This is a genomic window from Sulfurivirga sp., from assembly GCF_015490265.1.
In the GTDB taxonomy this organism is placed as follows: domain Bacteria; phylum Pseudomonadota; class Gammaproteobacteria; order Thiomicrospirales; family Thiomicrospiraceae; genus Sulfurivirga.
This window is the reverse complement of the sequence record NZ_WFYD01000116.1, coordinates 1-10,910: the sequence shown is the minus strand read 5'-3', so window position 1 is coordinate 10,910 and position 10,910 is coordinate 1. Positions and strand designations below refer to the sequence as shown.

Genomic DNA, 10,910 nt, shown 5'->3' with positions numbered 1-10,910 from the left:
GGAGCCGGTGCTGCTGACCCACTTCGGCCTGAGCGGGCCGGGCATTCTGCAGATTTCCAATGTGTGGCGGGAAGGGCGGCCCGTCGAGCTGAACCTGTTTCCGGGCGAGGCGCTGGAGGAGACGCTGCTGGTGCTCAAGCGGCAGGGGCGAAGTCTCCACGCCTGGCTCAAACGGCGCCTGCCGCGTCGGTTCGCGCAGGTGTGGATCGCACGGGAAAACTGGCCCGAGCGGCTGGATACGCTGACCGACGCGGCGGTGCGTCAGCTGGCGTCGAACATGCCCCGCTGGACCCTGTGGCCGGAGGCCACCGCCGGCTATGATCGGGCCGAGGTGACCCTCGGCGGCGTGGCGACCGAGGCGCTCTCCGGCCGCACCATGATGGCCCGTGAGGTGCCCGGCCTGTTCTTCGTCGGCGAGGTGGTGGACATCACCGGCCAGCTGGGCGGCTACAACTTTCAATGGGCGTGGAGCAGCGGTCACGCCGCCGGAACCTTTGCATAGGATGGACGCATGAGCAACCTGCTGAACTTCGACCCGAAAAACCGAGAGCCTTTCGCCATGATGGTGCAGACGCTGGTGCAGCGTCACGGGCAGGACCCGAAGGACCTGTTCCTGCATGCGCTGGAGAGCCGGGCGGAGCCGGAGATGAACTACTGGACCCTGCTGGAGCTGGTGCAGAACTATTTTGTCTCGCCCACCGCGCCGGTGGGGGAGGATGCCGAGGGCGCGCCGGTCAAGCCGCTGCATGCGGCGGTGCTGATGGAGAATCCGGGCGCGCTGGCGGCGCTGCTGGAACTGAAGGCCTATGAGGGTGGCGTCACCGACCACGACATTCAGCTGGCGGCGCGCATGGCCAGCCGGCAGGAAGATCAGGCGCTGCTGGCCATCCTGATGAAACACGCCGAGGCGCAGGGGGCGCTGGAGCCCTTCATGCGCGCCCTGCAGAACGCACCGTTGCATTGACGGGAGGACGGGAACATGCCGGAACTGATCGCCATTGTCGCCATTCTGCTGGTGGTGGGGGCAGCCGTGGGGCTGTCCCTGTGGCGCTTCGAGAAGAAGCGGGCGGATGCCGCCGTGGCGGAGAACGCCACCCTCAAGCAGGAGAAGGACGCCCTGCGGCTGGAGCTGGCCGAGCTGAAGGTGGAACGCACCACGCTGATGGAGCAGCTGGGCACGGCGCAGGATGCGCTGGCCGAGGTGCGTGAGGAGAACGCCCGGCTGCAGCGCACCCTGCGGGAACAGGCGGAAAAGCTGGGGGAGCTGGAGGCGGTGCGCACCCAGCTGGCCGAGGCGCAGCAGGCGCTGGAGGAGATGCGGCAGAAGGTGCGTCAGCTCTCCGCCAGCGAAGGGGAGCTGAAGGCACGGCTGGAGGAGCAGGCCGGTCAGTATGAGGACAAGCTCAAGCTGCTGGAGGAGGCGCGCGCCCAGTTGAAGGCGGAGTTCGAGAACCTCTCCAATCGCCTGTTCGAGGAGAAGCAGCGCCAGTTCAGCAGCCGCAGCCGCGAGCAGCTGGAGAGCCTGGTGCGGCCGTGGCGGGATCAGCTGGAGCAGTTCCGCAGACGGCTTGATGAGGTGCACCAGCAGCAGGCTCAGGGCATCGGTCAGCTGCAGGGGGAGCTCAAACAGCTCAGGCAGCTCAACGAGGCCCTGTCAAAGGAGGCCGAGGCGCTGGCGAAGGCGCTGCGCCACGACAGCAAGGCGCAGGGCAACTGGGGCGAACAGGTGCTGGAGCGCCTGCTGGAGGCCGCCGGCCTGCGGGAGGGCGAGGAATTCGTGCGCGAGGCCAGCTTCAGCACCGAGGATGGGCGCCAGCGCCCGGATGTGCTCATCCGCCTGCCGGAGGGCAAGCACATCGTGGTGGACGCCAAGGTGTCGCTGACCGCCTATTCCGAGGCGCTGGCGGTGGAGGATGAAAAGGCGCGCAGTCGGCTGATCAAGGCCCATGTGGAGAGCGTGCGCCGCCACATCGACACGCTGGCCGACAAGGCCTACCACCAGATCGACGGGCTCGGGGCGCCGGAATTCACCCTCATGTTCGTGCCCATCGAGGGCGCCTACCTGATGGCGCTGGAGGCGGATCCCCACCTGCAGGAATACGCCTTCGGCAAGGGGGTGGCGCTGGTGACGCCACCCACCCTGCTGGTGACGCTGAAGACGGTGGCCCACCTGTGGAAGCTGGCCCATCAGGACGAGCGGGTGGCCGACCTGCTGCAGGAGGCCGGCAGGCTGCATGAGAAGTTCGCCGGCTTCATGAAGGCCTTCGACGACATCCGTCGCCATATCGATCAGGCGGCCAGGTCGTGGGAGACCGCCGATACCCGTCTGCAGGGCCGTGGCGGCATCGTATCGAAAATCCACCGTATCGGCGATCTGTCGGGCCGGGTCAAAAAGTCCCTGTCACCCGAGGCGCTGGCGCGCATCGACCGTCTGCCTTCCAAACCGGACCCTGAAAAAGAAGATTGAGGCTATCAAAAAATAATTAACAATAGCTATTGACAATCAATTGTCAGCCCCTATAATCGCGCCTGAACCGATTGCAAAAAGCAATCAAAATCAGGTCAACGATAGTAAAAGGAGGCTGACATGGCTTTGGAGAATCGGGAAGGACAGCGTGTTCCTCAGGTGACCTTTCGGGTGCGCCGCGACAATCAGTGGGTCAACGTGACCACGGATGATCTGTTCAAGGGCAAGACGGTGGTGGCCTTTGCCCTGCCGGGTGCGTTCACGCCCACCTGTTCGTCCAGTCACCTGCCGCGCTACAACGAGCTGGCGCCGCTGTTCCGGCAGCACGGCGTGGACGACATCCTCTGCATCAGCGTCAACGACACCTTCGTCATGAACGCCTGGGCCGAGGATCAGGAAGCGGAAAACATCACCATGGTGCCCGACGGCAACGGTGAGTTCACCGCCGGCATGGGCATGCTGGTGGACAAGTCCGATCTGGGCTTCGGCATGCGCAGCTGGCGCTATTCCATGCTGGTGAAGGACGGGGTGATTGAGAAGATGTTCATCGAGCCTGAAGTGCCGGGCGACCCGTTCGAAGTGTCCGACGCCGACACCATGCTGGACTATATTGCGCCCGGCACCCCGCGTCCCAAGGTGGCCACCCTGTTCACCAAGGCGGGCTGCCCCTTCTGCGCCCGCGCCAAGGCCATGCTGGAGGAGGCCGGCATCTACTACGAGGAGATTCCGGTCGCCAAGGGCGGCGTCAGCTCCCGCGCGCTGCGTGCCGCCACCGGTCGGGACACCGTGCCGCAGGTGTTCATCGACGGCGCCCACATCGGCGGGGCGGACGATCTGGAGCAGTGGCTGCACACCCACAAGTGAGCCGCTGTCGGGAAAGCCGTCCTGCAGGTGTTTTTACGGTTTCAGCAGGCGGTTTTCCGCCGCGCCGGCGGCGCGCGGCGGCGGCACCCGCCAGAATCAGGGGAGGCCCCGTCGTGCGGGGCCTTTTTCGTCCCGCAGGCAAGGGGGTAGAATGGCTTCATTTGCCAGATTGAAAAAGGGGAACACACCATGGCTTACGATTACGACATGATCGCCATCGGCGCCGGCTCCGGCGGGCTGTCGGCGGTGGAGAAAGCCGCCGAGTTCGGCAGGAAGGTGGCGGTGGTGGAGGCGCAGCATCTGGGCGGCACCTGCGTCAACGTGGGCTGCGTGCCCAAGAAGGTGATGTGGTTCGGCGCCCAGATCGCCGCCGCCATCCACGATGCGCCCGATTTCGGCTTCGACGTGGAACTGAAGGGTTTCGACTGGGCCACGCTGGTGGAAAAGCGCCAGAACTACGTGAAGATGATCAATGACTGGTATGCAGGCTACCTGAAGGATCTGGGCGTTGACGTGCTGCAGGGCTGGGGCCGGCTGGTGGACGAGCACACCGTGGAGGTGGACGGTCGTCGCTACACCGCCGAGACCATCGTGCTGGCGCCGGGGGCCACGCCCGTGGTGCCGCCGGTGGAGGGCGCCGAACTGGGCATCACCTCCGACGGTTTCTTCCGCCTGACCGAGCAGCCGAAGAATGTGGCCATCATCGGTGCCGGCTACATCGGCGTGGAGCTGGCGGGCGTGTTCCGGGCGCTGGGCACCGAGGTGACGCTGGTGGACATCATGGCCGAGCCGGTGCCCCGGTTCGACGACATGCTGAAGGAACAGGTGAAGACCAATCTGCAGAACGACGGCGTGCGGCTGGAGATGCCCTTCCGCGTGCAGAAGCTGGAGAAGGCGCCGGATGGCACCCTGTCCGTGGTGGGCGAGGAGAAGACGCTCGCCGGCTTCGATCAGGTGATCTGGGCGGTGGGCCGCCGGCCGCTGACCGAAAAGCTCGGGCTGGAGAGTGTGGGCATCACCACCGAGCGCGGCTTCATTCCCGTGGATGAATGGCAGCACACCGGCGTGGCCAATATCTACGCCATCGGTGACGCGGCGGCCGGCTTCCCGCAGCTGACGCCGGTGGCCATCCGCGCCGGGCGCTATCTGTCGCGCCGTCTCTACAACAATGAGCCGGATCTGAAGCTGGATCTGAGCCAGATCCCCACCGTGGTGTTCGCCCACCCGCCGGTGGGCACCGTGGGGCTGAGCGAGGAGGACGCCCGCCAGCAGCATGGTGATGCGGTGAAGGTCTACCAGAGCGTGTTCACGCCCATGCGCTTTGCCTTCACGAAACACCAGCCGAAGACGGCGCTCAAGCTGGTGTGCGTGGGCGAGGAAGAGAAGGTGGTGGGCATCCACATGGCGGGGGATGCGGTGGACGAGATGCTGCAGGGCTTCGCCGTCGCCCTGCGCATGGGTGCCACCAAGGCGGATCTGGACGCCACCATCGCCATCCACCCCACCTCGTCCGAAGAGCTGGTGACCATGCGCTGAGCGGGCGCATGGCCGGCGCATGAACAGCCCCGACCGGGGCTGTTTTCATTTATGCGAAATTAAAAAGATTTAATTATTTTTTCCACCACACCGGGTGTAGTATCAGAACTGACCCTGACTGTCACGGGTGCATGTTCATGGTTGCACGTCTGCTGTCCCTTGTGCTGTTGTGCGTTTTTGCCGCAGGGGGACATGCACAGACGGAAAAACCCTTCCCGATCATCGTTCAGTTTCACTGGAAGCATCAGTTCGAATACGCCGGTTTCTATGCGGCGCTGCAGCAGGGCTACTATCAGCAGGCCGGTCTGGTGGTCACGCTCCAGTCGCTCAAAAGTGGCAGTCTGTCGCCCATCGCCCGCCTGCGCCGGGGCGAGGTGACCTTTGCGCTCAGCAACACCCGGGGCATCGCCGCGGCGCTGCAGGACGACCGGCTGGTGCTGCTGGCCAACTACTTCAAGCGCCCGGCGTCCATCTTCGTGGTGAAGCCGGACATTCACATGCCCACGGATCTCAACGGGCGCCGCATCGGCATGACCCATGACAAGCGGCAGGCTTCGGTGCTGACGGCGCTGCTGCGCACCTTCAATGTACAGCCGAAGTATGTGATCAAGGGGCCCAATGCCATGCTGGCGGCTTTCCGCCGCGGGGAGCTGGACGCCATTCCCGCCTATGTGAGCAACGAGCCGGTGCGTCTGAAGGCGGAGGGGGTCCCTTTCAATGTCATCGAACCGTGGATGTTCGGCATTGAGGGCATGGATGACAATCTTTTCGCCCGACGGGATTTCGTCGAGCGTCATCCGGAACAGGTGCGCGCCTTTCTGGACGCGACACGGCGGGGCTGGGAATACGCCCTGGCGCATCCGCTGGAGCTGGTGGAGACGATCCTGGCCAACTGGAACGAGCAGCACAAGACGCGCGGGGATCTGGTGCTGGAGTCCTATCTGGTGCGCCAGCTGATCATGCCCGGGGTCTATCCGGTGGGGCAGGTGGACCGCGCCCGGCTGCGGCGGGTGGCGGAGACACTGCTGAGCACGGGGCTGGTGAACAATCTGGCCCGGCTTGACCAGATGGTCTGGCCGCCGAAAGGCGGCAGTGTCGGCAGCCGTCAGACCCTGCGCTACTGCAATGACCCGGGCTGGATGCCCATCGACTATGTGGACCCGGACGGTGCGCCACGGGGCATGGCGGTGGATGTGGTGCAGTGGCTGTTCACCCACTACCTGCCTCAGTATCGGCTGGAGCATGTGGCATCCCCCACATGGCAGATGGCGCTGGAGCACTTCCGCAATGGCCGCTGCGATCTGCTGGTGGAGGCCGTGCAGACCCCGCAGCGGGCGGGGCAGATGCTGTTCACCCGGCCCTACCTGAGTTTTCCGTTCGTCATCATTACCCGTCGGGACGCCCCCTACATCTCAGGTCTGTCTGACCTGAGCGGTCGGCGTGTGGCCCGGCAGCAGGGTTCGGCGCTGATCGACCTGCTGCGGGCGCGCTATCCTGCCATTCACATCGTGCCCACTCGGGACACCTACAGCGCCTTCATGGCGGTGGCCCGGGGCGAGGCGGATGCGACCCTTGCGCTGGGGCCGGTGGCCCAGTACATGCTGGCCCGGGCGGGTACCGGCAATCTGGTCATCAGCGGCGTCACCGATCTGGAGTATCCCATCCGCATGGCGGTGTCGCTCAATCACCCGCAGCTGGTGGGGGAGCTCAATCAGGCCATTGCGCTCATGCCGCCGGAGGCGCTGGCGCGCATCAAGGCCCGCTACCTGCTGCTGCCGGAAAGCCCCTGGTGGCAGCGCTGGCTGTGGGTCGGAGGCGGGGTGTCGGCACTGCTGCTGATCGCGCTGGCGGGCTGGCGCATCTACCACCTGCGGCGGCAGGCCCGCTCCGCTTCATGGCAGGCGGAACATGACCCGCTCACAGGCGCGCTCAACCGCAAGGGCTTTGCCGACCGTATCGAAACGCTCATCGAACTGGCGGACCGGACCGGTGCCGGGCTGTGCCTGCTGATGTTCGATCTGGATCACTTCAAGCAGATCAACGACACTTGGGGCCATGCAGTGGGCGACGAGGTGCTGAAGAAGCTGGTACACACGGTGCGCGCCCATGTGCGCGAGGGCGACCTGCTGGTGCGCTGGGGTGGTGAGGAGTTCGTGCTGGTCTGCCCGGGCATTCATCCCGACAGTGCAAGGCGACTGGCGGAAAAGCTCCGTCGTGAGGTGGAGCGGGCGTTTCTGGCGGATGAAGCTCTGCCGCCGGTGACCATCAGCTTGGGGCTGACCTGCTACCGGCTGGGCGAATCGCCGGCGCAGATGGTGCGCCGTGCCGACGAGCTGCTGTATGCGGCCAAGCAGGCGGGGCGCAATCAGGTCAAGAGTGACTGTCCCCGCCCTAGCCGCGCAGAAACAGATTGAGCAGTGAAGACACCATTTTTATGGTAGTTTGCATACTTTATAAGGTCAGCAAGAAGGCGGCGACCATCAGGGCAAGGCCGTACTGTAAAGCCAGGTAGCCATAGTATGCAGAGGCGTAGGCCACACGGTGCATACGATCACCAATAGGCCGCACCATGCTGCCTCCCTGGTGTGCCCGTCCCTTGACAAGACGCCTGATGTGCTTGGGAAACAGGTCGTCCCGGAAAATCACCCGGGCAGACAGCCACGCCGGCACCACGGCGATCACACCGGCCAGAACGAAACCAGCAACCACCTCGAACATGCCCATCTGCCCCACCTCAAACCCCACTCCGAGAATGTAGTATCGGATTACGTGGATCACCACGGCCATGAACACAATCATTGCCGGCATCAGCAGCAAGGCACCGAAGATCCGGTTGAAAAACAGGAAAGACAGAAGAATCTTGAATGGCCAGAGGATCCAGGCGAACAGGATCAGAACATTAAAGGGTTCTAATCTCTCCCAGATGAGCAAGCGGCGACGCACTGTTTTTACTGGATCACCGACGTGCATTATATATAGCATCACACTATGCCTCTTACATCTTTGCACTTACTGTGTTATTATTATAACACATATAGTTAAAATAATAACAACCGGCATCCATTAGCATGACAGACAGCAAAGAAATCCGCGAAACCTTTCGGAAAAGGTTACGCCAGGCGATCAAGACACGCAACCTCAGCGCCGCCCAGGTGGCCCGAGACCTGGGTTTGTCCGTGGGATCAATGCAGAACTATACCAAGGGGCTGACCCTGCCCCCCTGCTCGCGCATGCTGGATATCGCCCGCTACTTCGGTCGCCCCATTGAGTACTTTCTGGCAGCCGACAGGGAAAGCAGCAGGCCAGTGCCAGATGAGCTGGACGATGCCAGCGCAGCGTTGGCCAGGGTGGCTGCCCAGCTGCCGGAGCATCAGCGTTACCTGCTCCTCGATCTGGCCCATGAACTCCGTGAACTCAACAATGAAGCAGGCAAGAAAGCAAGGAATGCAGAGGAGGGCTCATGAACGAACATCAGTTTTCCGAGCTGTCCCGGGTCGCCCGGGAATGGGTCAAGGCCGATAAGCGCTCCAAGATGTGGCGCAACATCTTCTACGGGGCAATTGTGGCCTACATGCTGGTCATGCTGGGCATTGCCATGATTCCCAACGCCTTCAACAGGGATAAAGAGGAATTTGTGGCAGTGGTCGACATCGCAGGTGAAATCCTGCCCGGAACCAACAACAGCTCGAAAAAGCTTTACCCTGTCCTGAAGGCTGCGTTCGAGGACGAACACAGCAAGGGTGTCATTCTGCGCATGAACTCACCGGGTGGTGCGCCAGCGCAGGCGGATCTGATCAATCGACAGATCCGGCGCCTGGCAGAGAAGAACGGAAAGCCGGTCATTGCGGTCATCGAAGACATCTGCGCCTCCGGCTGCTACTACATTGCCGTATCGGCCGACAAGATCTACGCTAACCGCACCTCAATCATCGGCTCCATCGGGGTGCGGTTGGATACCTTTGGCTTTACCGGGCTGATGCGGAAGCTGGGCATCGAGAACCGCTCCATGTACGCCGGTGAGCACAAGGCGTTCATCAATCCCTTCGGACCGGAAGATCGGGAAGGTCGAGAATACTTCCGCGAACAGGTACTCGAGCGTACCCACCAGGTGTTTATCGAAACAGTGAGAGAAGGGAGAAAGGGCAAGCTGAAAGAGGATGACCCCCTTCTGTTTACAGGCATGGTGTGGCTGGCTGATGGCGCCCGGAAGCGAGGGCTCATCGACGGCATCGGTGATGTATACCAGATAGCCGAGAAGGAGTTTGGCACGGAGAACATCCGACGCTTCGAGGTGAAACGCCCATGGTACGAGGCGCTGATGAAGACAGCTGCGAACGAACGCCTTGTCGAAATGCTGCGGCCGCTGTTCTCACTCATGACAGAACAGCAATCCGCACCCGTTTCCACAACGGATATGCCGTCCATGCAATAATCAAACAGGAGGATACCCATGAGCCTGATGCCCATGAACAATCAAAAAGACGACAAATGGAAAGAGCTGGAGGCGTCCTGGCAGAAAGGCTGGGAGCGCTTTTCACGTGACTCAAGACCGACACAGGCGATCTTCTTCGCCACAGCCACCTTCGGGCTGATGACCATCATGATGGGCGGCCGCTTCCCGGGCATGCTGGGATTTGCCACCATCTTCTTCGCTCTGATGGCGTGGATCTGGCTGAAGATGCGTAAGGAGGCTTGGCGGGCTGGCGAACAGGTCTATGAGACGGAACTCAACCAAAAACCATCTCATGGCGTGATGGTCGCCTACCACCTGTATGTGATTGCCGTCATGGCGCTGGCCATCTCCATTGTGGCCATGATTGTGGGATACATCGGCGGCTGGCTTGGCATCGAGGTTGCCTCATGGCTGGCCGAGCAGCTGGGTATTTCAGAGTCGCTGTGATGACCAAGAAGGGGTGACTATAAAGATTAATTTCTGGCTGAACTCACCGGCGCAGAAACAGATTGAGCAGCAGCGTCAGCGCCACGCTGACCACGATCATGGAGGTCAGCGGGATGAAGATGCGTGTGTTGCCGCTGGTGATGTCGATGTCGCCGGGCAGCCTGCCGAACCAGCCGAACAGTCCCGGCGCCCACATCAGCACCGCGCCGATGACCATCAGCGCCAGACCCACGAGAAAAATTACCTTGCCCATGCTTTGAACCTCCGTCAGTCACCCCCATAAACACTGTAGCCGAAACTGAAACTTTCAAGGAGGGCGCACCATGCTGGAAACACTGAAGAAACACCACGAACGGGCTGACAGGGAAGGCTTCAAGCAGGCGCTGACCGAATTTCTGCCGCAGCTGAAGCGCTATGTGGCCAACCGTCTGCGCACGGCGGTGCGCAAGGGTTGGGTGCCCAAGGGCGAGGTGTCGGCGCTGGACATTGTGGACGAGGTCTATCTGACCGTGTTCGAGCAGTTTGATGCCAGCCGCCTTGATGAGCAGAAACTGCGCACGCTGCTGTTCACCTTGGCCGATAAGAAGCTGGACGAGGTGATCGAGGAGTTCCGGCGGCACCGCGGCGATCTGTCCATCGAGCAGCTGGCCGAGCAGGAGCTGAAGACGCTGGAGGAGCACATCACCGCCGACGCCGATGGCGAGGTGGTGTTCGTTGAGGATCTGGATGACATCAGCTATCACCTGGACGATGAGCGGACGAAAGTGTGGCTGCTGGACGAAGGCTTCGAGCAGGAGCTGGTGGAAGTGCTGGACCTGCCGCGCGAGGCATTGGCCAGCCGGGCCGGTCGTGAGGCGCTGGCAGTCACCTATCAGAACCTGCCGACGCTCAGCCGCATTGTGCTGGACCTGCGTACCCGCGGTGGCCTGAGCGTCACCGAGATCGCCGAGGTACGCGGCCTGACGCCGGCACAGGTGGAAAAGCTGCTGGCTGCGGTGCGCAACCGTTTCCTGCGGGCGCTGGAGGCCTGTTGAGCAGCGCCGCCAGCAGCTTTTCCACCTGAACCGGCGTCAGGCCGCGCACCTCGGCGATCTCGGTGACGCTCAGGCCACCACGGGTACGCAGGTCCAGCACAATGCGGCT

The 10,910-nt window shown here is 62.6% G+C and carries 12 protein-coding genes; 10 read left to right on the top strand and 2 right to left on the bottom strand.

Translation table 11 applies throughout. The features are described 5' to 3' along the window. From F8K16_RS07615 to F8K16_RS07590, 6 genes are all read left to right on the top strand, one after another. Positions 1-502 (top strand): NAD(P)/FAD-dependent oxidoreductase (locus F8K16_RS07615; RefSeq protein ID WP_294948928.1); only part of this gene is annotated, 502 nt, incomplete at its 5' end. Between the two features lie 9 nt (positions 503-511). Further along, positions 512-964 carry a hypothetical protein gene (locus F8K16_RS07610; protein ID WP_294948926.1) on the top strand — a complete coding sequence of 151 codons (453 nt, stop codon included), beginning with the start codon at positions 512-514 and terminating at the stop codon, positions 962-964. 15 nt (positions 965-979) lie between these two features. After that, positions 980-2,467 (top strand): DNA recombination protein RmuC, encoded by a 1,488-nt coding sequence (rmuC, locus tag F8K16_RS07605; RefSeq protein WP_294948923.1) that lies wholly within the window; start codon positions 980-982, stop codon positions 2,465-2,467. 120 nt (positions 2,468-2,587) lie between these two features. Beyond that, positions 2,588-3,331 carry a glutathione peroxidase gene (locus tag F8K16_RS07600; protein WP_294948921.1) on the top strand — a complete coding sequence of 248 codons (744 nt, stop codon included), beginning with the start codon at positions 2,588-2,590 and terminating at the stop codon, positions 3,329-3,331. 189 nt (positions 3,332-3,520) lie between these two features. Beyond that, on the top strand, positions 3,521-4,867 hold the full coding sequence (gorA, locus tag F8K16_RS07595) for a glutathione-disulfide reductase (RefSeq protein WP_294948918.1): 1,347 nt from the start codon (positions 3,521-3,523) through the stop codon (positions 4,865-4,867). 137 nt (positions 4,868-5,004) lie between these two features. Continuing rightward, positions 5,005-7,281 carry a diguanylate cyclase gene (locus F8K16_RS07590; protein ID WP_294948915.1) on the top strand — a complete coding sequence of 759 codons (2,277 nt, stop codon included), beginning with the start codon at positions 5,005-5,007 and terminating at the stop codon, positions 7,279-7,281. 37 nt (positions 7,282-7,318) lie between these two features. Here F8K16_RS07590 and F8K16_RS07585 read toward each other — a convergent pair whose 3' ends face one another. Further along, positions 7,319-7,837, bottom strand: a complete 519-nt coding sequence (locus tag F8K16_RS07585) for a hypothetical protein (protein ID WP_294948913.1) — start codon at positions 7,835-7,837, stop codon at positions 7,319-7,321. Between the two features lie 98 nt (positions 7,838-7,935). Between F8K16_RS07585 and F8K16_RS07580 the strand changes: the two genes are divergently transcribed. Genes F8K16_RS07580 through F8K16_RS07570 form a run of 3 tightly spaced genes read left to right on the top strand, consistent with a single transcriptional unit; the run spans position 7,936 to position 9,767 of the window. Then, positions 7,936-8,331, top strand: coding sequence for a helix-turn-helix transcriptional regulator (locus F8K16_RS07580; protein WP_294948911.1), 396 nt, complete (start codon positions 7,936-7,938; stop codon positions 8,329-8,331). After that, positions 8,328-9,299 carry a S49 family peptidase gene (locus F8K16_RS07575; protein ID WP_294948909.1) on the top strand — a complete coding sequence of 324 codons (972 nt, stop codon included), beginning with the start codon at positions 8,328-8,330 and terminating at the stop codon, positions 9,297-9,299. The genes F8K16_RS07580 and F8K16_RS07575 overlap by 4 nt, the downstream gene beginning before the upstream one ends. Before the next feature lie 18 nt (positions 9,300-9,317). Beyond that, entirely contained in the window at positions 9,318-9,767 is a 450-nt protein-coding gene (locus F8K16_RS07570; protein WP_294948906.1) for a hypothetical protein, read from the top strand. A 43-nt stretch (positions 9,768-9,810) separates the two neighbouring features. Here the strand turns inward: F8K16_RS07570 and F8K16_RS07565 are convergent, their stop codons facing one another. Next, positions 9,811-10,020, bottom strand: coding sequence for a DUF2905 domain-containing protein (locus F8K16_RS07565; protein ID WP_294948904.1), 210 nt, complete (start codon positions 10,018-10,020; stop codon positions 9,811-9,813). A gap of 70 nt (positions 10,021-10,090) precedes the next feature. On the opposite strand from F8K16_RS07565, the gene F8K16_RS07560 reads away from it, so the two are divergent. After that, on the top strand, positions 10,091-10,801 hold the full coding sequence (locus F8K16_RS07560) for a hypothetical protein (protein ID WP_294948901.1): 711 nt from the start codon (positions 10,091-10,093) through the stop codon (positions 10,799-10,801). Positions 10,802-10,910 lie beyond the last annotated feature (109 nt).

Coding starts and splice junctions, on each gene's coding strand:
- F8K16_RS07610 (WP_294948926.1), top strand. CDS start 512: ATGAGCAACCTGCTGAACTTCGACCCGAAAAACCGAGAGCCTTTCGCC.
- rmuC (WP_294948923.1), top strand. CDS start 980: ATGCCGGAACTGATCGCCATTGTCGCCATTCTGCTGGTGGTGGGGGCA.
- F8K16_RS07600 (WP_294948921.1), top strand. CDS start 2,588: ATGGCTTTGGAGAATCGGGAAGGACAGCGTGTTCCTCAGGTGACCTTT.
- gorA (WP_294948918.1), top strand. CDS start 3,521: ATGGCTTACGATTACGACATGATCGCCATCGGCGCCGGCTCCGGCGGG.
- F8K16_RS07590 (WP_294948915.1), top strand. CDS start 5,005: ATGGTTGCACGTCTGCTGTCCCTTGTGCTGTTGTGCGTTTTTGCCGCA.
- F8K16_RS07585 (WP_294948913.1), bottom strand. CDS start 7,837: ATGCACGTCGGTGATCCAGTAAAAACAGTGCGTCGCCGCTTGCTCATC.
- F8K16_RS07580 (WP_294948911.1), top strand. CDS start 7,936: ATGACAGACAGCAAAGAAATCCGCGAAACCTTTCGGAAAAGGTTACGC.
- F8K16_RS07575 (WP_294948909.1), top strand. CDS start 8,328: ATGAACGAACATCAGTTTTCCGAGCTGTCCCGGGTCGCCCGGGAATGG.
- F8K16_RS07570 (WP_294948906.1), top strand. CDS start 9,318: ATGAGCCTGATGCCCATGAACAATCAAAAAGACGACAAATGGAAAGAG.
- F8K16_RS07565 (WP_294948904.1), bottom strand. CDS start 10,020: ATGGGCAAGGTAATTTTTCTCGTGGGTCTGGCGCTGATGGTCATCGGC.
- F8K16_RS07560 (WP_294948901.1), top strand. CDS start 10,091: ATGCTGGAAACACTGAAGAAACACCACGAACGGGCTGACAGGGAAGGC.